Source organism: Ruminococcus sp., assembly GCF_019417665.1.
Classification (GTDB): Bacteria; Bacillota; Clostridia; order Oscillospirales; family Ruminococcaceae; genus Ruminococcus_C.
The window spans coordinates 16,664-38,022 of record NZ_DXUU01000027.1 but is presented as its reverse complement, the minus strand read 5'-3'; the positions used below and the strand labels follow the sequence as shown (position 1 = coordinate 38,022).

Annotated in this window: 18 protein-coding genes, 1 tRNA gene, 1 pseudogene and 1 CRISPR repeat array; of the genes and pseudogenes, 6 read left to right on the top strand and 14 right to left on the bottom strand. The window is 45.7% G+C overall.

The annotated features are described in order from the left end of the window. From QZ375_RS08380 to QZ375_RS08315, 14 genes are all read right to left on the bottom strand, one after another. The coding region (locus QZ375_RS08380) for a hypothetical protein (RefSeq protein WP_295217840.1) at positions 1-585 on the bottom strand (585 nt) is incomplete at its 3' end. 101 nt (positions 586-686) lie between these two features. After that, positions 687-1,852: direct repeats of the CRISPR family, unit length 32 nt; unit sequence ATTTCAATCCACGCCCCTACGTAAGGGGCGAC. A 159-nt stretch (positions 1,853-2,011) separates the two neighbouring features. Then, positions 2,012-2,302, bottom strand: a complete 291-nt coding sequence (gene cas2, locus QZ375_RS08375; RefSeq protein ID WP_295217838.1) for a CRISPR-associated endonuclease Cas2 — start codon at positions 2,300-2,302, stop codon at positions 2,012-2,014. Between the two features lie 6 nt (positions 2,303-2,308). Continuing rightward, a complete protein-coding gene (cas1c, locus tag QZ375_RS08370; protein WP_295217835.1) occupies positions 2,309-3,337 on the bottom strand; it encodes a type I-C CRISPR-associated endonuclease Cas1c in 1,029 nt (342 codons plus the stop codon). A gap of 1 nt (position 3,338) precedes the next feature. Beyond that, positions 3,339-4,001: a CRISPR-associated protein Cas4 gene (gene cas4, locus QZ375_RS08365; protein WP_295217833.1), complete on the bottom strand. Its 663-nt coding sequence runs from the start codon at positions 3,999-4,001 to the stop codon at positions 3,339-3,341. Next, a complete protein-coding gene (gene cas7c / locus QZ375_RS08360) occupies positions 3,998-4,849 on the bottom strand; it encodes a type I-C CRISPR-associated protein Cas7/Csd2 (protein ID WP_295217831.1) in 852 nt (283 codons plus the stop codon). Before cas7c ends, cas4 begins: the two co-directional genes overlap by 4 nt. Continuing rightward, positions 4,849-6,678 (bottom strand): type I-C CRISPR-associated protein Cas8c/Csd1, encoded by a 1,830-nt coding sequence (gene cas8c, locus QZ375_RS08355; protein WP_295217829.1) that lies wholly within the window; start codon positions 6,676-6,678, stop codon positions 4,849-4,851. Before cas8c ends, cas7c begins: the two co-directional genes overlap by 1 nt. After that, entirely contained in the window at positions 6,662-7,420 is a 759-nt protein-coding gene (cas5c, locus tag QZ375_RS08350) for a type I-C CRISPR-associated protein Cas5c (protein WP_295217826.1), read from the bottom strand. Before cas5c ends, cas8c begins: the two co-directional genes overlap by 17 nt. 38 nt (positions 7,421-7,458) lie before the next feature. Continuing rightward, on the bottom strand, positions 7,459-9,810 hold the full coding sequence (cas3, locus tag QZ375_RS08345; RefSeq protein ID WP_295217824.1) for a CRISPR-associated helicase Cas3': 2,352 nt from the start codon (positions 9,808-9,810) through the stop codon (positions 7,459-7,461). 254 nt (positions 9,811-10,064) lie between these two features. After that, on the bottom strand, positions 10,065-11,879 hold the full coding sequence (locus QZ375_RS08340) for a glycoside hydrolase family 5 protein (RefSeq protein ID WP_295217822.1): 1,815 nt from the start codon (positions 11,877-11,879) through the stop codon (positions 10,065-10,067). A gap of 142 nt (positions 11,880-12,021) precedes the next feature. Next, the gene (locus QZ375_RS08335; RefSeq protein WP_295217820.1) at positions 12,022-12,711 is read right to left on the bottom strand and encodes a GntR family transcriptional regulator; all 690 of its coding nucleotides are present in this window, start codon (positions 12,709-12,711) and stop codon (positions 12,022-12,024) included. Positions 12,712-12,722: 11 nt separating this feature from the next. Next, a complete protein-coding gene (locus QZ375_RS08330; protein WP_295217818.1) occupies positions 12,723-13,415 on the bottom strand; it encodes an LrgB family protein in 693 nt (230 codons plus the stop codon). Next, positions 13,408-13,776, bottom strand: coding sequence for a CidA/LrgA family protein (locus QZ375_RS08325; protein WP_295217816.1), 369 nt, complete (start codon positions 13,774-13,776; stop codon positions 13,408-13,410). Before QZ375_RS08325 ends, QZ375_RS08330 begins: the two co-directional genes overlap by 8 nt. Positions 13,777-13,950: 174 nt before the next feature. Then, complete coding sequence (locus QZ375_RS08320; RefSeq protein ID WP_295217814.1) at positions 13,951-15,342, bottom strand: MATE family efflux transporter; 1,392 nt, start codon at positions 15,340-15,342, stop codon at positions 13,951-13,953. A gap of 169 nt (positions 15,343-15,511) precedes the next feature. Further along, positions 15,512-16,120 carry a TetR/AcrR family transcriptional regulator gene (locus QZ375_RS08315; RefSeq protein WP_295217812.1) on the bottom strand — a complete coding sequence of 203 codons (609 nt, stop codon included), beginning with the start codon at positions 16,118-16,120 and terminating at the stop codon, positions 15,512-15,514. A 162-nt stretch (positions 16,121-16,282) separates the two neighbouring features. On the opposite strand from QZ375_RS08315, the gene QZ375_RS08310 reads away from it, so the two are divergent. The 6 genes and pseudogenes from QZ375_RS08310 to QZ375_RS08280 all read left to right on the top strand — a co-directional run bounded on the left by QZ375_RS08310 (position 16,283) and on the right by QZ375_RS08280 (position 21,160). Continuing rightward, positions 16,283-17,272 (top strand): alpha/beta hydrolase, encoded by a 990-nt coding sequence (locus QZ375_RS08310; RefSeq protein ID WP_295217810.1) that lies wholly within the window; start codon positions 16,283-16,285, stop codon positions 17,270-17,272. Then, positions 17,269-18,667 (top strand): annotated as a pseudogene (locus QZ375_RS14280) (condensation domain-containing protein). Before QZ375_RS08310 ends, QZ375_RS14280 begins: the two are co-directional and overlap by 4 nt. 13 nt (positions 18,668-18,680) lie before the next feature. Next, positions 18,681-18,911 (top strand): acyl carrier protein, encoded by a 231-nt coding sequence (locus QZ375_RS08295; RefSeq protein WP_295217802.1) that lies wholly within the window; start codon positions 18,681-18,683, stop codon positions 18,909-18,911. Positions 18,912-18,923: 12 nt separating this feature from the next. Then, positions 18,924-20,474 (top strand): AMP-binding protein, encoded by a 1,551-nt coding sequence (locus tag QZ375_RS08290; RefSeq protein ID WP_295217800.1) that lies wholly within the window; start codon positions 18,924-18,926, stop codon positions 20,472-20,474. Positions 20,475-20,492: 18 nt separating this feature from the next. After that, entirely contained in the window at positions 20,493-20,846 is a 354-nt protein-coding gene (locus QZ375_RS08285) for an SCP2 sterol-binding domain-containing protein (protein WP_295217798.1), read from the top strand. A gap of 238 nt (positions 20,847-21,084) precedes the next feature. Beyond that, positions 21,085-21,160: transfer RNA gene (locus tag QZ375_RS08280), tRNA-Gln, on the top strand. Positions 21,161-21,359: the final 199 nt, after the last annotated feature.

Here is a 21,359-nt window from a genome sequence, read left to right as displayed (position 1 = left end):
TCCTCTGTCAAATATCCATATTTGCGGCTCATCTTTGTAGTATACATCTTGTGCCACAGCATCAATCATCTTGCCGGCGAGTTCTCTTTCATCGGCAATTCCAAAATGAAATTTAGAACGTATGAACATCTCATTCAGAATATCAAAAGTTGATACTGCGTGAAATACCGGCGTTTTACACTTTTCAGTTTCGCAGTATTTTGCGGATAATTCCGGAGTTTTAGGCAACTCTCCCTTCATCCCGTCCACTGCATACAGATGATATCCGTGAAACCGCTTATCTTTGGGAGCAGATGCCGCTGTTTGCTCAAACAGTTCCTCAAATGCGGTATACTTGATTTTCTGCCGGGCTTTACACAGAGCTGCACCGCTGATTTCATCCGCTGTGAGATACTTTGAAAAACGCTGTGCCTCCAGTTCAAGCGGACTTCTTGTATTCCCGATTGTGTACATGATAACATCTGAAAACGTAAGTTTTCTTGTCCGCTTGAAATCTTTTTCGGCATCTCTGACGTGCTTGCTTTGAAATTCCACATCACTTGCCATCTTTTGTATTTGCCGTATGAACCTTGTTTCTGCTTTCATTTTCTTCACCCTTCTTTATTTTAGCAGATTTCGCCTCGCTTGGCTAGTGTTAAGTTAATGACATTGCTACTGTCCGCCAGCCAGTCTTTAATGCACCGGTAATTTCAATCCACGCCCCTACGTAAGGGGCGACAATGTCAATGCCTTTATGCGTTGTACCCCAACGAATTTCAATCCACGCCCCTACGTAAGGGGCGACCGGATACAACCAGTAAAGGGGGTTTTCCATGCGGATTTCAATCCACGCCCCTACGTAAGGGGCGACCTGTTGGTTATGGTGCTACTGGCATTCAATACCAGATTTCAATCCACGCCCCTACGTAAGGGGCGACAACAGTGCATTATACTGATTGCTGCAAGCTTGCACAATTTCAATCCACGCCCCTACGTAAGGGGCGACGATTATTGTGTAAACAACGGCTCAAAGCGTTGTATTTCAATCCACGCCCCTACGTAAGGGGCGACGATGGGTATATAAAACTTGCATCAGCTGTGCTGAAATTTCAATCCACGCCCCTACGTAAGGGGCGACTTCAATATCAATCATTCTTTCCGTTCACTCCTCTCATTTCAATCCACGCCCCTACGTAAGGGGCGACTGGTGCGGAAACGGCAGGCGTTGGAATCAGTACCAATTTCAATCCACGCCCCTACGTAAGGGGCGACCAGAGTGCCCGGCAATCGTGGACAGGGGCCTATTCATTTCAATCCACGCCCCTACGTAAGGGGCGACCAGAACCGTCGATGATATCTCTGCGGTTACGTGCAAATTTCAATCCACGCCCCTACGTAAGGGGCGACTCATAACACTCTGCTTTTGGTTGTTCCGTTTCTGGATTTCAATCCACGCCCCTACGTAAGGGGCGACCTGTTGATGAGGCGGTGAACTGGTAATGACCGGACATTTCAATCCACGCCCCTACGTAAGGGGCGACCCGGAATTCTTGTATTGCATCAGCATATTCCGCAATTTCAATCCACGCCCCTACGTAAGGGGCGACAGTAATTTCTAACAAACGCATTAAAGATTACTTTATTTCAATCCACGCCCCTACGTAAGGGGCGACAGGTATCGTATCACTGTCAAGCGTAATATTTCGGATTTCAATCCACGCCCCTACGTAAGGGGCGACCCTGATATCAACTCCACATAAGCGCTTCTATTCCCGATTTCAATCCACGCCCCTACGTAAGGGGCGACCCCAGGTGATGCACAGTAACCCTGCATCCGGCAGATTTCAATCCACGCCCCTACGTAAGGGGCGACTGCAAAACAGACAAAATATGTGAACAAACAGAACAAACTTCTGTATGCTTTGCAACAAAGCAAATACTTTCGTATACTTTGATAAGAAAAACAAGTGAAAAAGCACCAAGAAATGTAGTGCGAATCCAACAGTGATTTTCTGTTCACTTCGCATTCGCACTAAAAGATCAGCGGTTCTTCCAGATCAATACCCATTTTTACACCATAGTGCTCCACTTTTGTTTTGTAGTTATTCCCAAGATAATAGAACCGCAGGCTATCTTTTTCCGGATCGATCACATTGATCAGTTTCTCCTTCAACAAACGTAACTTTGCGCCATCGACGACGCACTCAAAAACAGAATTTTGGACTCTTGTTCCGTAGTTCACACACTCTTTTGCAACCCGACGCAAGCGCTTTTTTCCGGCATTATCTTCTGTGCTCACATCATAAGTTACTAATATCAACATAATGCTTCACTTCCACAGAAATGGCGGATATTCATCCAGGTCACCTCGGATATATCTGGCAAGCAGCAGAGCCTGGACATAAGGCACCATTCCCCACTGAATCTTTTCCTCAAGAAATGGATGCGTCAATGTATCCTGCTTGCGATTCTGCCAGGACTGAATGAACTTCATTCTTCCTGTGTCCGTTAATAAAACAGCACCATCCTCTTCCTGCATAAAATCAGAATCACCAATCACCTTTTTATTGATCAATGACAAAACAAAGCGATCGCAAAAGGAGGAACGAAACTCTTCTACAAGATCTAATGCAAGAGAAGCTCTTCCCGGTCTGTCTGTATGCAGAAATCCCACATACGGATCCAATCCCACAGATTCCAGCGCAGAAGAACACATGGAAGTCATTAAGCTATACGCAAAAGACAGCATTGCGTTGACATTATCTTGCGGCGGTCTTTTATTCCGGTTTTTAAAATAAAATTCTTCTTTCTGCTGTAAAATCATATCATCAAATACAGAAAAATAGGAAACAGCAGATTCTCCCTCCAGACCACGTAAGGAATCAAGAGATTGTATCTCTGAAAGCTTCTTGATGTTGTTTTTTAGATAGTCCGATTTTTCCCGAAACCGTTCAGTCTGAATCCGCAATCCATGATCACGGATCGTGCGTTCCAGCGTCCACCGGCTGTTGAATAGTTTCCCAAGGATCATATTCCTGGCAATTTTCAAGCTCTCCTGTGCATCATCTGCAATTCTGTACTGCTGTCTGCGAAGCAGGACATTGCCATTGACCGCACCTTGCACTCTTGCAAGAAATTTTCCATTCCGGCTCAGATATGTCATTGCGATTCCGTCTGATGCACACTTTCCCATCAGTTCCGGTGTTGCACCTCCGCCGCAAATCAGGATGCTTTCCAGATTATGCAACGGAACGGATTTCAGCACAGTGCCGCCCTCTTTGATCACAACTGTCTCTCCAGCCAAGGAAAGCCATTTACCAGGGGTGAAAATATACAATGTATTCAGCAGTTTTTTCATATCAGCCCTCACTGTCCAACATTGTTCGGAGATACGATTGTACCGTTTTCTTCTTCGGGAGTGCAGGTAGACAGATATGCTTCAACGAACATGCATTACACGCTTTTGTCCGTTTTGCTTTCGGTGTATGCTGCCGGCGGAAAAGGTCATGCATTTCCTCTGTCATTTCCTGTGCGGTCTTCCGGAGTGCATCTGTAAATTCAATTTTGACCCGGTGCCTTGTCTCACCGTAATACAGATAACCAAAAGGAACAGAAGCAGAAAGCATTTCCTCCAGACATAGTGCCTGCAGCAGCAATTGCATGGTATCTGACAGATCCTCTTTCGGTTTCCCACGCTTATATTCCACCGGAACAGCCGTATATTTTCCCTCTAATCTGGGAATCCATACGCCGGCTTCTGATTTATGGAATTCCACCGCATCACATTCTCCGCTGATACCAAGCGCAGCCGAACTGACCGGCAGTGCTCTTACGGTAACAACGCCTTTTCTCGTTTCCCGGAAACTGTTGTCATGCACTTTGTTATGCATGATCTTCCCATCAATTGTGCGATAATTCTCATCCCACTGCTGTTCGATGTGAATCAACGCCCATTGCCGGCGACAAAACATAAAATGCTGGATTCCAGAAAGCATCAGGTATTCCTCTTCTGAATAGCTCATATCAGATCAATGACTTCTGCATTCAACCCGTCAAGAACATCCAGTGAGATCTCATAATCCCAGAAGCTTGCAGGACGCTGCACATCTGCTTTCAAGTTCACTTTCAGCTGGCGATGTACTTTTGCAGAGGAATATTTCGGTGTCTTGCAGTCGTGCTCCCACCAGTACAAGCGGCAAACTTCCATGCTGCCTTCCGGACGTGCAGAGGAACAGTCATTTTCGAAAAGAGTCTTGAGTGCTTCTTTCAGCAAAGCTGCATCTTCTGCGGAAAAACCTGTTTTTTCTGCAAGCTGACAGTTCACGCTGCCATAGATCACATACATACCAAAATCTACGGAATGCTTCATGCCCATAGTATCGGAAGAACGTTCTTTCTTATCCTCACCGTTAACACTCTTGGTGATCTGCATGCTGACAATATCAACAGGTGATGCACTGATTGCCGGTTGGATGCTGACAGGGCCACGGACACCGACTGAAATATTACTGAATGCAAACACCTGCCCAAAGGTTCTGACATCGATCCACTCCTGACATGCAGCTTCTGCATATTTTACCGAATCTGTCTTTTTTCCGTTCACGATAGCTTTTAATGCTGCACAGCCCTCTGCACGACCCTGGAGACTGGTGAATCCATCTGTCGCCCTGTCCGCAGACTGGACAAAGATGTTTTCTCCCATATCCTGAAAGCGGTTTCTGATTTTCCGCTTGATACAGACATCGGAGATCTCTCCATATCCGTCATAGGTCTCACGGGGACGGTTTCCACTCAAGGGATCTCCATTGGGATTTGCGTTCTTTGCGGTCACGATCAATGCAAAATCAATTTTATGTTCCAAAGCTGCCATTATGCTTCCTCCTCAGTATTATTTTTCTTGTTGTTGTATAAATAGGATGTATAATGATGATACCCCAGCAGATACGCCGGAGATAAAGCACTGTCATCTGAGAACATTTCCATGGTCATTTTATCCATAATCTCATTGAGGCACTTCTCATAAAACACCTTATTACTGCCCGGCTTGTTCAGATAGGGCTGAAGCCGTTCTTCAATGATTTTCCATGTCTGGCAAGGTCTTTTGGAAAAGACCTCCCAGTACCGCTGTGCATTGGTACTGCGTTTTTTTCGATCCTCTTCATCATTATACGTTCCAGCCTCCGTTTTGTTTGCCAGAGCCAGCAAACATCCATACAGATAACTGCGATCTGTCTCATTGGGATCATAAGACACTGCTACCACTCCTTCGTGATTTTCAATATTTCTTTTTCGTATCATACCGCATGCAACTTCCAGCACCAGTCTGTGGTTATACTTTTTATTATAGGACAACGGACGGGATGCCTTTGCACACAGTTGATGTACAATATCAGACGGAATTTTTCTGCGTTCCGTCACGCAGGGAACAAGCCTGAGAATGATATTATTCAAAACTTCCGGCTTGCACGCAAGTTTTTCTCCTTCCTCATGCCCAAATGCTGCATTGATAATTTCAAACAGAGAGAAGGTATTAAAAACAGATTTTTTCTTTGTGGAATACCACCGCTCTGCTACGGTGGTTTCATGCCAATACTGTATATTCTCCAAATACCTGGAGCCTGCGATCTCCGTATAGAGAGACATGGAGATACGCCCCTTTCCGGGCGTTGTTTCATCTAGTCCCATGAGCATGACCTTGGCATCATAGTCAAATTTCTGCCGATAGCCCTCAATCATTTGACATAGATTGCTCTTAAAATTGGAATATGCACCCTGAGACGCTGATGCATCTGCATCATCCCCGTCATATTCATCCTCAATATCAATCGCCGGCTTGCGGATATCCGGAAGAGGCTGATCCTCTGATTCCCATATGATCAAATAAAGAGAACCAAATCGTACGCATCGGTTCTGTACCAGCCAGCTCAGCGCATTGTGAATCTGATTGGAATATTCATATCCCACAGAAAACGCCTCTTCCTTGGAAGAAAACCGTCCCCGATAGGCAAAGCCGGTATCGTCATTGGCAGAGATAAGCTTTGCCTTATCCCCGGCATTCAGGATCTTTGCCGGATGCTTATAAGTAATGGGAACAATCTCACCAGAAGCGTAACACAGTTCCCTTTTGCCCCCTGCCTGTCGATTGAACGCAATAAAGCAATCTTGTAACTCCTTATCTTCCCAGGTTTTTGCCGTTTTACTTTTGTCCGTATAGTTGATACGAAATCTGACAAAGACATCCTCCACTTTCAGCTTCCCGGTTTTGTCATCCGTCTGGAAAATCTGACGCTGTACCAAATCATGTATCAGACTTTTCTGTATCACATATTGATATACGATACGCACAGCAGGATGGCAGAAATCGCTCCCCATCCAACGTTCCATCTGCTCCCGGTACAGTTCAAATTTCTGTTCTGCTTTTTTATCATTTACATATTGACAATAGTCCCCGGCAATATAGCTCAACTTTTCCGTAAACGGCATGGGAGACGGGCTATTGCTTCTTGTAGCAGAATCCTCTGTAACCGGTGCAAGCGTTACAGCCTGCTTTTTTTCCACCAGCTCTGCGGTAACAAATTGACTATTTTCATCAAGGGTAACTTCAATTGCAGCTTGTACCTGGATGTGATACAGAGGCAGAAAATCCTGGTCATCCTTATGGTGCATATAAATCTTGTATAATTCACTTGTCCAGCTCATTCTCTACCACCTCTGAAAATTCGTCCAGACCGCTGAAATTCTGATGTTCTTTCCCGAATGCTTTTATTGCCATGGGCTTGATCTGTCTCTTGATTGTACAATCCTTCGGCGGAAGAAAGTCGATAATTCCGTCCTGCATGACCGGATTCCAGAAGCGTACTGTCATGAAACCCTTGTCCTCTTCGTTTTCCGCTTCGTCCGCATATGTAATACCATGATACATCAGATTATATGGCACAGTACCGCTGTTGTCATAAAAGCCTTCGCCTTCACCGAATACACATGGTTCTACATACCCTTGGCACTCACGGGTTCCGAGAAAAATATCTCTCCGTCCGCCTCGTTCGATCATCCGTTTTGCAATGTTGTGATGCTTATTTTCATTTCTGTCATTTTGCAATTCCGGGCGATTCAAATTCCATTCGAAATGCGCCTGCACTTGATAATGCACATCTGCCAAATAAGTATAATACGCCAGATCCGGTTTTTTCATATTCGCATACACCAAAGGCCGCATTCCTTTTCGGACTGTCTGGATCTGATTCATGATCCGCACCCGGTCAATATACCATATCAGAGTCGGCTTGAAATAGATACTGTGCATGATCCCTTTCAGCGCTTCATAAGTTGGTATCATGTAAGTTGTCTTTTCTTTGCCGGGACGGGTGATCACATCGGAAAAAAGCGCATATTTTCCATAGACGGAAAATACCACCGTATTTCTGTGCTCCTTCAATTCCATTACTCCCTTCTTTTTAAAATGATTTCCGGGGAAATATGTCAGCACCCCAGGAATTCCAACTTGCCTATTTCCGCATCCATCCCAAAATCCGCATTATAATTTTCCCCATTTAGTATCACAATATCATGACTAGTCACATACAGACAACCATTTTCCAGCAACTTCTGATATAGATAGTGGGGAATACCTATGGTATACTTCTGCAATTGCCGCAACTGCTCTTTGTCTACCGTGTCTTTTTGCTGCAACGCCAGAATCAGTTCTTTAGCCTCCTCATCGTAAGGAGCAATAACACTGACAGAGTTCTCATCGATCATCTCAAACAACTGCCCGGCTGTTTTAAACGCCTGTGCACTATACCTGAGAGGCTTCATTTTCCGTTTTCCCCAAACAGACGAATTCAGAGAAAGCAATTCTACAAGCGTGTGCTTACTTTGATAGGCATCCACTGGGAAATCCACCATACTGCGATTTTCTTCGTAAAAAAGCCGGAAATAAGAACGAATGGTCTGGGGCGACAAATATTCAGTTTCAGACGGATCCCGAAAGAATCGTTCTGCAATGGATTTTCCGGAAGCAATCTCCGGCATATATGTTGTTTTTTCCTCCTGTGCATTGATCACATAGACCTTGCCGAGTGCCGCAGATTCTCCATTTCTGTTGCAGCGTCCGGCTGCCTGTGCCACACGATCCAGTCCAGCAAGAGAACGGATAACACAGCGGAACGAAATATCCACGCCTGCTTCAATAAGCTGTGTAGAAACGCAGATGATCCGTTCCCCGTTTTTCAGAAGATTTTTCATTTCCACGATTTTATCCTGTCGGTGTTTTGGACACATGTTTGTACTCAAATGGATCAAATGCGCCTGTTCTTCCGATGGAAAAGTCTTATTTCGTTCTTCCAGAAGCTGATACACTTCACGGGCAACGGATTTCGTATTGACGATCAGAAGCACCGATCGTTCTTCCAAATACTTTTCGTAACAAAAATTGGCGATTTCGCAGTTGGAATATTTGCAGTCCTGGAATACGGGAAGGATCTCAGTGCGTTTCAGTGCGGCAAAATCGTCGGAATAATCCCCTGTCATACTGGGATTTTCATCAAGCAGCAATTGAAAACTGGAATCATTCCAGCAAAAATCCGGCTGTGTGGCAGTGCACAATACAATGGTGCACCCACAGATTTTAGATAAATAATTCATCGCCGCAGTAAACATAGAAATACAGCGTACAGGGATCGACTGTACCTCGTCAATGACAATTACGGAATTTGCCAAACAATGCATTCGGCGAACTAAAGCCATCTTGTTCGAGAACAATGTATTCATAAACTGCACCATAGTTGTGGCGATCATAGGTACATCCCATCGTTCCGTGAGAAGCTCATACTTTTGCAGTTCATTCTCCTGTTCTTTACCATGTATAACATTGGAGTGATGTTCCAAAAAATTGTCCTCGCCTATGATTTCCCGGAAGGTACTGCTGTTTTGTTCCAGTATGGACATAAACGGTGCAACGTAAAAAATCCTCTCTTTTCCATGGTTCAGACAATCCAGCAAGGCAAATCGTAAGGACGATAAGGTCTTTCCGCCGCCCGTAGGTACAATAAGCTGGCAGATTCCTGTTTTTGTTTCAGAAAATTCACTGCACCTCTCTGAAATGCTGCTTCTGATCCGGGAGATCTCAGAGGTATTGTCAAATTCGTCTAACCGTTTCATAAGCGTGTCTAAGGCGTTTTTCCAGACATTTTCTGTCTGTCTAGGCATCTGTTCCGGATAATCATTACAGAAATCAGCCGTGTTTGTCCGGTCTGCATCGATCAGAATCGATTGGAGTGTTCGTTCCAGCATTCCCCGATAAAAAGCAAACTGCTCCCGATTGGGGCTGATTGCTTTGATTGATTCCCGGATACTGCAATATTCCTTATGGGCATCTTCCAGATACATGGTCAAAATCTTTTCGGGATATACCGCACGCAGCTGATCTGATACAAGACCATATTCCTCCTCTTTGCTGATACGTTCCTGTAGCGAATCATCTCCGTCATCTTTTATACAATCATGGATCCCATGGTGGGACACGATCACTCTTGCGATAAGTCTCGACACATAATAATTTTCTCCTTTCCGGTCAGCAAATTCACAGAGATATTTTGCGCCGCAAAAGGAATGATCAATTTCACCTCGCCTATATTTCCCTTCTCCTGAAATATACTTCTGAAAAGAAGGTGCATATTTTCCAGCATCATGCAGTAATCCTGCAAGCTTTCCCATTGCAAACATGCCCATACGCTTCCCAAATTCTGACGAAAGTTCAGCCACGCCTTCACAATGGTCGGACACCGTCTGAATTTCATCGCTGCCTTCTTTTTTATGTGCAATATATGTCATTGTTCACCTCCATAATCTTTGTTTTTAATGATTTTGAATGACAGAGACACTGTATCTGTCCTGGTTATATTATACATCCAACAAAAATATTTTGCAATTGTTTTTGTGAAAATTATCAATTTCTTTACATGTTGTTCGACAAAATCCGACACTATATTTTATTCTCAGGTATGCTTTAATTACAAAACTATACAAAAAACCTCTCAGAAGAAGTGCTCTGAGAGGTTTTGAAGAATCAGAAAAGTGAGATCCGTTTACGAAGCCAATACCTTGTCCATGCCGCTGATAGTAAAGGTTACGCTAAAGCTATCGGTAGGCATTGTGTAATCCAGTGCCGCAAGATCAGTGTTATAGATGTTTACCAATTCAATGTACAGATTGCCCTGCTCATCGGCAATCACAAGCGGATTGTCAATAGCGATCTCCTTGTCATCGCATTTCAGAACCACATCTGTCACATCCATGGTATTATAATACGGGAAATCGGTGCTGACAAACAGCATATTCAGCTTACTGCTGTCAGAAGAGAAATCATAACCATCCACAGAAACAGTATATGTACCATCTTCAGTAATGGTTGCATCTGTGAAAGTAGCGCCAGTGTCAATGATCTCGTCATTCTCACCCCATTTGATGAGGGTATTGAAATACTCAGTCTCTGCACCATAACTTCCGTCGCTGCACGCATTGCGGAAAGTAAAGATCTCAGTCTGCACGCCTATATATGCATGTGCTTCGGAGGTTGTCTCCACCTTAGTTTCCACGGTTGTATCCATGCCAGCCTTCGGATCCTTATTTTCCACTGCTTCAATAATAGTAGAAATGATCTCCGGCTGGGTCTGCTCATAGGTGTTGCGGTCAAACAGACCAAAACCATATACGCCATTGAAACCGTTGTCCCAGTATACCGGGATCATACCCAGAGAAGCAGCCTTTCCAGCAACATAACCGTTGAAATATGCACGATTGCCCTGAATCTGACCGCTGAAATCAGCATAGGCTGTGGACTTGTCGATACAACCGTATTCACCGATGATAACAGGAATATCATTTGCAACAAACTTGTCATGCAGCTGTTGGAACAGATCGTCCAGATAATCCTGATCGCCCCACTTCGGATAATTCATCTTCGGGAAGCCATTGACTTCGATCAAATTCAAACCGTAGTCACCCCACAGAATGGTTTTCAGATCTTCAGTACCGCAGTAATCCCACGGATCGTAATAATGAACAGAAACCATCATACGGCTTTCACCGGCAGAGCAGTTTTCATCGGTAGGCATTTCAAAGCCATAATCCCCAACGGTATATTCAATGTTAGTATTCCAACCTGGCATCAGCAGCCAACGGTGTGTATTCTTCGAACCGGAAGCACGAACGGTGTCCACAAAGATCTGGTTGTACTTGTTCAGATTTGCGTAGTAATCCCGGTCGGGATCACCGTTATAGCTGTTATCGAATTCCTCGTTCATGGACTCGAAAACCAGATGCTCGTCATAATCCTTGAAGCGTTCTGCAATCTGTTTCCAGACCGCTTCATACTTTTCACAGATATAATTCTGATCCTCACCGTTTACCAGGAACCAGCCACCATCGATGGTGTTATATCCATCGCCGTGCATATTGATGATCACGTACAGCCCTTCATTATAGCAGTACTGCACCACTTCTTCTACACGATCCAGCCATGCGGAATCCACCTGATAGCCGTTGGCGTCATCAATGCGATCCAGATAGGAAACCGGCACACGAACTGTGGTAAATCCAGCATCTGCAACAGCAGTGATCAGTTCCTGCGTCACCTCCGGATTGCCCCATGCAGTTTCGTTGACTTTTCCGCCGGCATTTGCCTCCAACTGATTGCCCAAGTTCCAGCCAGCACCCATTGCCTCTGCCACATCGTCAACGCCAATGGTAAAGTCACCATCGTACTGAACAGCTCTGCTCTCCTCTTTGCCGGATTCCTCCGTCTTTGAGGACTCGTCACCGGAACCGGAGCCGCATCCGGCAAAAGAAGCCGTCATTGCGCCTGCCAGTATACAAGCGGTGATTTTTTTCCAAAAGTTCATACCATAATACCTCCAAAATAACATACTACCTTTATTATACCATAGAATTTCACGCTGTCAAGAAATTTTATGGGAAATTTCACAAAATGTATTGAGAATACCTCTAAAAATGATGTTATCCAGGTATGTGAACGATGTCAAATCAGGTATTTTCTTTCCGCATTTCCCCATCCACCAGATTATAATGTCTTTCAATTGCTTTTTCACAAAGGACAATATCGCTATTCTCCAACGCCTGAAACATATCCACATGCGCCTGATGGAGCTGCACTGTCACTTGTTCATCTGCCGACAGCAATGCAGCATCGATCCAACGACGGTACACATCTGCAATAGGTTCCATCATAGTAATCCAAAAGTTATTTTCCGTAGCATGAATCAGCAAATAATGGAACTGCCGATCCAACTCCACCTGCTCTGAAAAGGAATCCGACTGTGCCGAAGCGTTCAGCAACTCCAGCGCATGTATCCGCCAGTTGAAAAAAGTATGATTTTCCACGATTGTTCGACAGACAGCCTTTTCCATATTGCGCCGGAACGAGCATATCTCCTCTTGATCTGTCTGCCGCAAAAGCAGCATCATATCCACTACATCGAAAATCGCCCTGGACAGATTCCCCACCAGATAATTGCCCGATCCCCTGCGGCTCTCAATAACTCCTGTATTTTCCAGCATCCGCAGGGCTTCTCTGGTGGAATTGCGCCCAATGGATAGGATCTCTGCGATTTTTCGCTCCGTGGGCAGCCTGGAGCCCATTGTCAATTCCCCGGCTGCAATCATATCGGATAAATACGTGATCACCTTCTGGTATTCTCTGGATTTTTCTTTCATGCATTACCACCTTACATAATGTGTGAAAAAATCGTTGCACCGACAACTGTGATCAATCCAGCAACCACGATAGAAAGACTGCTCATAGCACCCTCTGCTTCTCCCAGTTCCATGGCTTTTGCAGTACCGATAGCATGGGATGCTGTGCCCAATGCAACACCCCTGGCAATGGGTTCCCGGATACGAAACAGCCGGAAGATCCATTCCGCAAAAATATTTCCCAGCACACCCGTAATAATGATTGCTGCAACGCTAATGGAAACATAGCCGCCGAGTTTTTCTGAAACACCCATACCGATCGCTGTTGTAATGGACTTCGGCAGGAAAGTGACGTATTCCCGATGATCAAACTGAAACAGCATCGCCATTCCCAGAATCATCCCCAGACTGGACAGGACACCGGAAAGTATGCCAATTAAAATGGCCTTCCAATTATGCTTTAACAGTTCCAGCTGCTCATACAGCGGTATCGCCAGGCAAACTGTTGCAGGCGTCAACAAATAGTTGAGATATTTTGCACCCTCATAGTACTTATCATAGCTGATATCGGCGCACGCCAGAAATGTAATGGTGATGGTGATGGAGATCAGCAGCGGATTCAAGATAGCAAGCTTGCACTTCTTTTTCAACAATACACCTATCCCATAGGATACCACGCTGATCACAGTGCCAAAAAAGATGGAATTTTCTAAGAAATCATGCATGTTCCGCTTTTTCCCCTTTCCTGCGGCAGATAACAAACTGAGTGACCCTGCCAGAGATGATCATGACAATAAAGGTAGACAAAACTATCACAGCAATGTATTCCAACCATGCCGGACGAATGATATCCCAAGATTCCAGCAGTCCCACTGCTGACGGAATAAACATCAGCGGCATAATCTCGATCAAAAATGTTCCCGTTTCCCGCACAGACGCATATGGGATCACATGGAGTTTCAGACAGAAAAACAGGAGAACAATGCCATAAATGCTCGCCGGAATGGGCAGCGGAATACATCTCTCCAAAATCTCCCCCAAAAACGAAACGCCTAAAATGATACCGAATTGCTTGATCCACTTCACAACAATTCCTCCATTCAAATTGGTACTACCAATTATATCACACCGGTATCTCAGCGTCAAGAGATATTTATTGTAAAACAAGCTATATTTTGTGGAATTATTCTGATATAGAAGTGAACTGTATCATAGAAATAGCCGACACACAAATGTTGCATGCCGGCTAATAATATAATATTATTTCAATGAGCCACAGGCACCGGAGCGTTTGGTTCTGCGGCTCTGGCAGGATCGAATCCACAGGAAAGCGATCACATAGATCACAATAGTCAAGATCCACGTAACAGCATAAGAAATATACACCGTTTCGATCCGGTGATACGCCGGCATCTGGAATACCGTTGCCAGCCACACCAGACGCAGTCCGCACACGCCCACGATTGAAACCACCATAGGCATGACAGAATAGCCGATGCCGCGCAGTGCACCTACCATAACATCCATGATGCCGCAGAGGGCATATACACGACTGATATATTTCAGACGCACCATACCGGCGGCAATGACTTCCGGACTGTCAGAATAAATATGCAGCAGAGGTTTTCCCAACAGCACTACCCCATTGCCCAACAGAATCCCCACTGTAATAACGCAGAGCTGCCCTGTCAGCACAATACGATTGATTCGCTTTTCTTCTCCGGCACCATAATTTTGACTGACAAAAGACAGCGTTGCCTGATAAAACGCATTCATCGCCATATAGACAAAACCTTCGATATTGGCAGCGGCAGAATTGCCGGCAACTACGATATTTCCGAAGAGATTCACCGAGGACTGGATGACCACGTTGGACAAGGCAAAGACCACACCCTGAAAGCCTGCTGGCAGTCCGATCCGCAGGATCTGAAACATTTTCATCCGGTCGATCCGCAATGCCCTCCAGTCCAGGTGAATGCCGCCTTCTTCTTTCATCAGACAACGCAGGATCAGTATGGCCGAAACCGTTTCGGAAATTACTGTCGCCAAAGCAACGCCCATGACATCCATTCGGAATACGATCACAAACAACAGATTCAACACGACATTGATGACACCGGCAAAGAGAAGAAAATAGAGCGGCCGCTTTGTGTCCCCTACTGCACGAAGCAGTGCACTGCCGAAGTTATACACCATGGTGGACATCATACCGAGAAAATAAATGCGCAGATACATTACGGCAAGGGACAAAACTTCCGGCGGTGTCTGCATCCAGATCAGCATTTGCTTCGCCCCAATGATGCCAATTATCGTGAGGAGAAGGCCGCTGATCATACTGAGAAGCATGGATGTATGCACCGTCTTTCCCAGCTCATCCCATGATTTTGCCCCATAAGATCGCGCTGCAACTACATTGGCACCGATGGACAGCCCAACAAATAAATTCGTCAAAAGATTGATGAGGGCTGTGTTAGACCCCACAGCAGCAAGCGAATTGTCCCCGGCAAATTTTCCCACCACGACAACATCCGCCGCATTGAACAGCAGCTGGAGAATACTCGACGCCATCAGCGGCAGCGCAAAAAGAAGCATCTTTTTGAGAACCGGACCACTGCACATGTCGATCTCGTAATGCTTCGTTTTCGTACCCATATAAAATCCCTTCCGTCTTTCAAAATGTCAAGGCAAGAAATCCGGGACACCCCATTAACTGAGAAGAATTCCCGGAATTGATACCACTTATTTAATTATACAATACTACTTTTATTATAGCATGCCTGTATTCGTTTGTCAAATTATTCAATACTATTCTGATTCAGTTTCACTTTCTCGGTTCCCACAAAAAATCAAAGCTTCCAGGAACTGCATGGAGACAGGTATCCAGCACATTGGAAAAAATCTTCAGCTTTATCCCCATGCTGGGATCGTCTGGAAATACCGTATTGTCCAGAAAAAAGGTAATCACCGCCACGATCATTTCCGCGCTTTCCTTTGGCGTTTCACTGTGAATCATACCCTCCTTCTCTCCCTGTCTCAGCAAGCCCTCCAGAATCGGAGAAAGTTCCTGTATTGCAACCAGTTTCATCTGGTTGTGGAGCAGCATACTCTCGTGCAGATGCAAGGTGCGGATAAGATTTTTCTGATTGTCGTGAAATTCATTCTTGATCATACTCTGGAACAGCACCTTGATCTTTTCCAGAGCTGACGCTTCGGACTGAATGCCGCCGAAGTATTCATGAATTGCCTTTTTATAGCACCGTTCAATGACGGCGTAAAGAATCTCTTCCTTGCTTTCAAAATAATAGTAAACGCTTCCCTTTCCAATGCCGGCTTTTTTGGCAATGAGATTGACCGAAATATCCCGATCCGGCATAACGCACATCAACTGTTCGGTGGCGTTCAGTATTCGTTCTTTCTTATCACTTTTCATAGGAAACCACTTGCTTTCTCTTGGATTTTTCTCATTATATCACAAAATTTCGAATTTGACAAGAAAATCCGCTGGAAAATACTTGACCGACGGTCGAAAACGTGTTAAAATGAAAACAATCCATTTCGACCAACGGTCGAAAAATGAATAAGGAGAAATAAAATGGGAACAGCAGCACTTCTCGGCGCAATTGCCGGCGGCGCTGTCCTGGCAGGGGCAGCAGCAGCATTCGGCGGTGCCACCACATTATTCCGGCGTGTCATTCCACGGCAGGATTCGATCAAAGTCGACATCAGTGAAATGGCTGACATGCAGAAGTGGGAAGAATACAAAAAGATCATCCATCCGAAAAAGGAATGGCTGATGCAGCAAAACCTGGAACCTATCACCATTACTGCCAGAGACGGGATCCATCTTCATGCTTATTACCTGCCGGCAAAGCAGCCCTCTGACCGCATCGTCATCGGCTGCCACGGCTACACCAGCTGTGGGCTAAGCGATTTCGCAGCCCATTCGTATTTCTTTCACCAGCAGGGTTTCGACTGTCTGATCCCGGATCATCGTGCCCACGGTGAGAGCGAGGGGAAATACATCGGCTTTGGCATTCTCGACCGCTATGATTGCCGTGCATGGATTGACTATGTGATGGAACGGTTCGGCGAAGACAAACGAATTCTCCTGCACGGCACCTCCATGGGCGCTACTACTGTGCTCATGGCTGCCGGTGCACCGGATCTGCCGAAATCGGTCAAAGGCGTTGTTGCAGACTGCGCATTCACCTCGCCCTACGATGTATTCTCACATATTTTAAAGCGTGACTATCATCTGCCGCCTTTCCCGGTCATGAACATCAATGATGCCATGTGCCGCAAAAAGGCAGGCTACGGCTTCCAGGATTATTCCACACTTACCGCCGTGCGAGACTCCAGATGCCCCACGCTGTTTATCCACGGTAAAGAAGACAATTTCGTCCCCACCTGGATGAGCCAGAAAAACTATGAACTATGCAGTACACCGAAGGAACTGCTTCTTGTAGAACATGCTGGTCACGGTGCAAGTTATTATGAAAATCAACCTCAATATGAAGAAGCGGAATCCCGATTCATTGAGAAGTGGATTCCCAGCGACAGCGGAAAGAAGGAAACAGCATGAAAGAATTTCAGGTGAATGGTGTTAACTTGCAGTGCTACCCACTGACGGCAGCACAGCGCATTCACAACTATTCCATTCTCTATTGTCCTTATCACCAATTGCTGAATATTGGTACTGGATTGTACATCCAGCAGGAAGTGGATTTTGATATTCTAAAAGAGGCCATTTATGAGGCATACCAGCGGTTTGAATCCATGCGGCTCCGTTTTTTGCAGGATCAGGATGGCACGGTTTATCAGTATCTAGTACCCTTTGAGGATCGTGACATTGAACTTCGGGACTTCTCCAGATGGAATGAAAAAGATGCACACAATGAAATGCGGAAGTGGACAGCAGTTCCGTTCAAACGTTTTCACTCTCCCATGAATCAGATCGTCTTGATCAAGCTGCCCAACGGTTATAACGGCATCTACTTCAAGGCTGACCATATGACCATGGACTCCAGTTCCATACCGGGATGTACTGGAACTGTACTGTGCAAAACGTTACGGCACGGATATGCCGAAACCAATGCAGTCCTATATCAAGGCGTTGGAACGGGATCTCGCCTATGAAGCCAATTCACCAGCCCGGCAGAAGGACGAAAAATACTGGATGGAGGATATCATGAAAAGTGAACCCATGTACACGGACTTCAACGGCATGGGGCGTCTCATCACTCAGCGCCGTGAGAATAAAAATCCCAACCAGCGCAGTGCAATCATCACATCTACCAGCCCGGAGGCTTCTATTTCTGTCTATCATCTGGAAAAGCATCCCTCTGACCGGCTCATGCGGTTCTGTGAGGAAAACCATGTTCCTATGGTATGCCTGTTGCTCATGGGTCTGCGGACGGTTCTTTCCAAATTCAACAACAACGAAAAGGATGTTTCCATCAAGAGCTGTGTGGCTCGCCGGGGTACACTGCTGGAAAAACGTTCCGGCGGTACACGAATTCACTTTTTCCCCCTACGCACTATTATGGAACCGAATATGACCTTCCTGGAAGGACTGCACATGATGCAGGAAGCGCAGAACCGTCTGTTCCGTCATGCAAATTTCGACCCGATAGAGTATACTGCACGACGCAGAAGCCACTGGAACTTCCAGCCCGGCGCAAGCTATGAGAGCCTTGCCCTGACCTACCAGCCCCTGACCCTGCGGCAGGATGCGGACAAGATCCCGGATATCCCGTACAAAAGCTTCTGGTATACCAACGGTGTTGCCGCACAACCCCTTTACTTAACCGTAATGCACCGAGTGGAAGACAATGGACTGGACTTCAATTTCGAATACAAAAAAGACGCTGTCACCGATTATGAGATGGAATATCTCTACTATTATCTCTGTCGTGTACTGTTCCGGGGAATCGAGAACAGCAGCAGAACGATCGGCGAAATACTGGACATGATCTGAGGAGGATGTTATCATGCTGGAAGAACTGAAAACGACTATTCTGGAATACGTGGACGTGGAACCGGAGGAGATCACACCGGAGGCACGTTTTATCGAAGACCTGCACTTCAATTCCTATGACTTTATGAGCTTTCTGGGAGAATTGGAAGAACAGATGGACGTGGCCATTGAGGAAGAGGATGTGCTAAAGCTGCACACCGTAGGAGAAGCAATTGCATATCTGGAGTCGCTCCAGCAGAAATAAAGGAGAATTACAATGGATAAAACATTGGTAAAAACCTTACAGGATCTGATCGTACAGTCCGCTGCCTGCTATGGAGAAAAGACATTTCTCATTGAAAGGGCAGGCAAAGAAAATACAGAAACAACATACGTGCAGCTCTATGAAAACTGCCGGAAACTAGGCAGCTTTCTCCAGAAAAGCGCCAACGGCAAAAAGCTGCACGCCGCAGTGATCGGTCTGACCAGCGCTGCCTATCTGACCGCCTATTTTGGCACCGTAGGCAGCGGCAATGTCATCGTTCCCCTGGATGCCCAGCTGGGCGTTGATGATCTGTGTGATCATTTACAGCGTTCAGATGCAGAGGTCTTCTTCTTCGATGCACGATATGCACCCATGCTCCCTGCCGTTCGAGAAAACTGCCCTGCCATACACACCTATGTCTCTCTTCAAGAGATTCCCGATGTTCTCTCTCTAACACAGGTTTTGGCAGAAAACGAACCTATGGAATGGATGCCCCTTGACCCAACATCCTGCGCAGCCATTCTCTACACTTCCGGCACTACCGGAAAGAGCAAGGGCGTTATGCTGTCCCACAGCAACCTCATCGACAATACCATGTGTCAGGACAACGAGAGCACATCGGAAGATGTTCTGCTGACCGTGCTCCCCATTCACCATGTATACTGCTTCACCTGTGATATTCTCCTTTCTCTGCGGTATGGCACCACAGTCTGCGTCAACGATTCCATGATGCACATTGCGCAGAACCTCAAACGGTTTCAGCCAACGCTGATCCTGCTGGTACCCATGATCGCTGAGACCATTTATAAGAAGATCCAGGCTGCCGCAGCAGCAAAGCCGGAGATTCCCATCCAGGCAATTGCAAATGCCGTATTCGGCGGAAGACTCCGTGGTATCTACAGCGGCGGTGCTTATCTCAATCCCAAGTTGGTAGAGAGCTATCGTGCGTTGGGAATTCCGATTGCACAGGGCTATGGCATGACTGAGTGCTCTCCGCGCATTTCCACAGCCAATCTGGAGGATATGAGTGTGGGAGACATCGGCACTATCGTAAACGGATGTGAGATCAAGATCATGGACGGTGAGATCTGGGCAAAGAGTCCTTCGGTTATGATGGGTTACTATCATGATCCAGAGGCTACCGCTGAAGCACTGACAGAGGACGGATGGCTGAAAACAGGCGATCTGGGCTATGTGGATGACAAACGTCATCTGTTCCTCACTGGCAGAAAGAAAAATCTGATCATTCTGAGCAACGGCGAAAATGTCTCCCCGGAAGAACTGGAAAACAAATTCGCTGGACTGGACTGGCTCTCTGAGGTATTGGTCTATGCAGAAAACGGCATAATCACTGCGGAGATCTTCCCCAACACCGAATTCTGTGAGGCACACAACATGGACGAAATAAAGCGACTGTTCCAGAAGCAGGTGCTGGAGATCAACAAGACCGTTTCGCCCGCAAAGCAGATCCATTGCCTGCGAATCCGGGATGTGGAATTCGATAAAACCACATCTAAGAAAATCAAACGGGAACAGTCGCAGCAAGGTGCGATTTTCCAATAAACCTTAGGAGGAAATCATATGACGTATGAAGAAATTTTTAGTGCGGCAAAGGCTGAATTTATGAAAGCCGATGTCAGCAAGCTGACTGATCATCTTGCTATACAGGTGAATATTGTCGGCGAGGGCGAAGGTGCATTCTATATTGAATTGCTGGACGGCAAGCTCTATGTAGAACCCTACGAGTATTACGACCGTGATGTCAAACTGATTGCTACTGCCGAGGACTTTCTGAAAATCGCAGACGGTTCCATGAATTCCGTTTTTGCTTATACCACAGGAAAGCTGAAAGTGGAAGGCGACCTTGGGAAAGCAATGGAACTCCAGAAGATGATCGAAACCATCAAAAAGGTCGAGAAGAAAAAGAAAAAATAAGCTTTTTCTCAATATTTCTCCAGACTGCGCATGTAGTCCATTACATGTGCAGTTTTCTTTTTACATCTCATAATACTATATCGATTATTTTAGCACCATATCAGTTTATTTTATTTAGTAAAACGATGTGAAACTTAGTTTTATATCTTTTGAAGAAAAACAGTTGACATTTTCTATGGAAAGTGGTATACTATATAAGTCAGCTGAGGTAAAACAAAGCAGACAGAAAAAAATAAACTGGGGTGTAGCCAAGCGGTAAGGCAGTGGACTCTGACTCCATCATTCCGAGGGTTCAAATCCTTCCACCCCAACCAGTAAAAACAGCTTCCACAATTGTGAGAGCTGTTTTCTTTTTTTATGTAAAGAGCTGTTGCAGGCAGTAAAAATCCAACAGGAAAACGGTGCGATATGGACATCGTGCTCTACAAATTACCACGAATTGCGTGACGTTTTGTAGGTGTCGATGCCCACATCGACCTGTGAACCAGGATTTCACCGTACCTGCAACAGCTT

Excerpts from the sequence above, each read along its gene's own strand:
- cas2 (WP_295217838.1), bottom strand. The coding sequence starts at position 2,302 with ATGTTGATATTAGTAACTTATGATGTGAGCACAGAAGATAATGCCGGA.
- cas1c (WP_295217835.1), bottom strand. The coding sequence starts at position 3,337 with ATGAAAAAACTGCTGAATACATTGTATATTTTCACCCCTGGTAAATGG.
- cas4 (WP_295217833.1), bottom strand. The coding sequence starts at position 4,001 with ATGAGCTATTCAGAAGAGGAATACCTGATGCTTTCTGGAATCCAGCAT.
- cas7c (WP_295217831.1), bottom strand. The coding sequence starts at position 4,849 with ATGGCAGCTTTGGAACATAAAATTGATTTTGCATTGATCGTGACCGCA.
- cas8c (WP_295217829.1), bottom strand. The coding sequence starts at position 6,678 with ATGAGCTGGACAAGTGAATTATACAAGATTTATATGCACCATAAGGAT.
- cas5c (WP_295217826.1), bottom strand. The coding sequence starts at position 7,420 with ATGGAATTGAAGGAGCACAGAAATACGGTGGTATTTTCCGTCTATGGA.
- cas3 (WP_295217824.1), bottom strand. The coding sequence starts at position 9,810 with ATGACATATATTGCACATAAAAAAGAAGGCAGCGATGAAATTCAGACG.
- QZ375_RS08340 (WP_295217822.1), bottom strand. The coding sequence starts at position 11,879 with ATGAACTTTTGGAAAAAAATCACCGCTTGTATACTGGCAGGCGCAATG.
- QZ375_RS08335 (WP_295217820.1), bottom strand. The coding sequence starts at position 12,711 with ATGAAAGAAAAATCCAGAGAATACCAGAAGGTGATCACGTATTTATCC.
- QZ375_RS08330 (WP_295217818.1), bottom strand. The coding sequence starts at position 13,415 with ATGCATGATTTCTTAGAAAATTCCATCTTTTTTGGCACTGTGATCAGC.
- QZ375_RS08320 (WP_295217814.1), bottom strand. The coding sequence starts at position 15,342 with ATGGGTACGAAAACGAAGCATTACGAGATCGACATGTGCAGTGGTCCG.
- QZ375_RS08315 (WP_295217812.1), bottom strand. The coding sequence starts at position 16,120 with ATGAAAAGTGATAAGAAAGAACGAATACTGAACGCCACCGAACAGTTG.
- QZ375_RS08310 (WP_295217810.1), top strand. The coding sequence starts at position 16,283 with ATGGGAACAGCAGCACTTCTCGGCGCAATTGCCGGCGGCGCTGTCCTG.
- QZ375_RS08295 (WP_295217802.1), top strand. The coding sequence starts at position 18,681 with ATGCTGGAAGAACTGAAAACGACTATTCTGGAATACGTGGACGTGGAA.
- QZ375_RS08290 (WP_295217800.1), top strand. The coding sequence starts at position 18,924 with ATGGATAAAACATTGGTAAAAACCTTACAGGATCTGATCGTACAGTCC.
- QZ375_RS08285 (WP_295217798.1), top strand. The coding sequence starts at position 20,493 with ATGACGTATGAAGAAATTTTTAGTGCGGCAAAGGCTGAATTTATGAAA.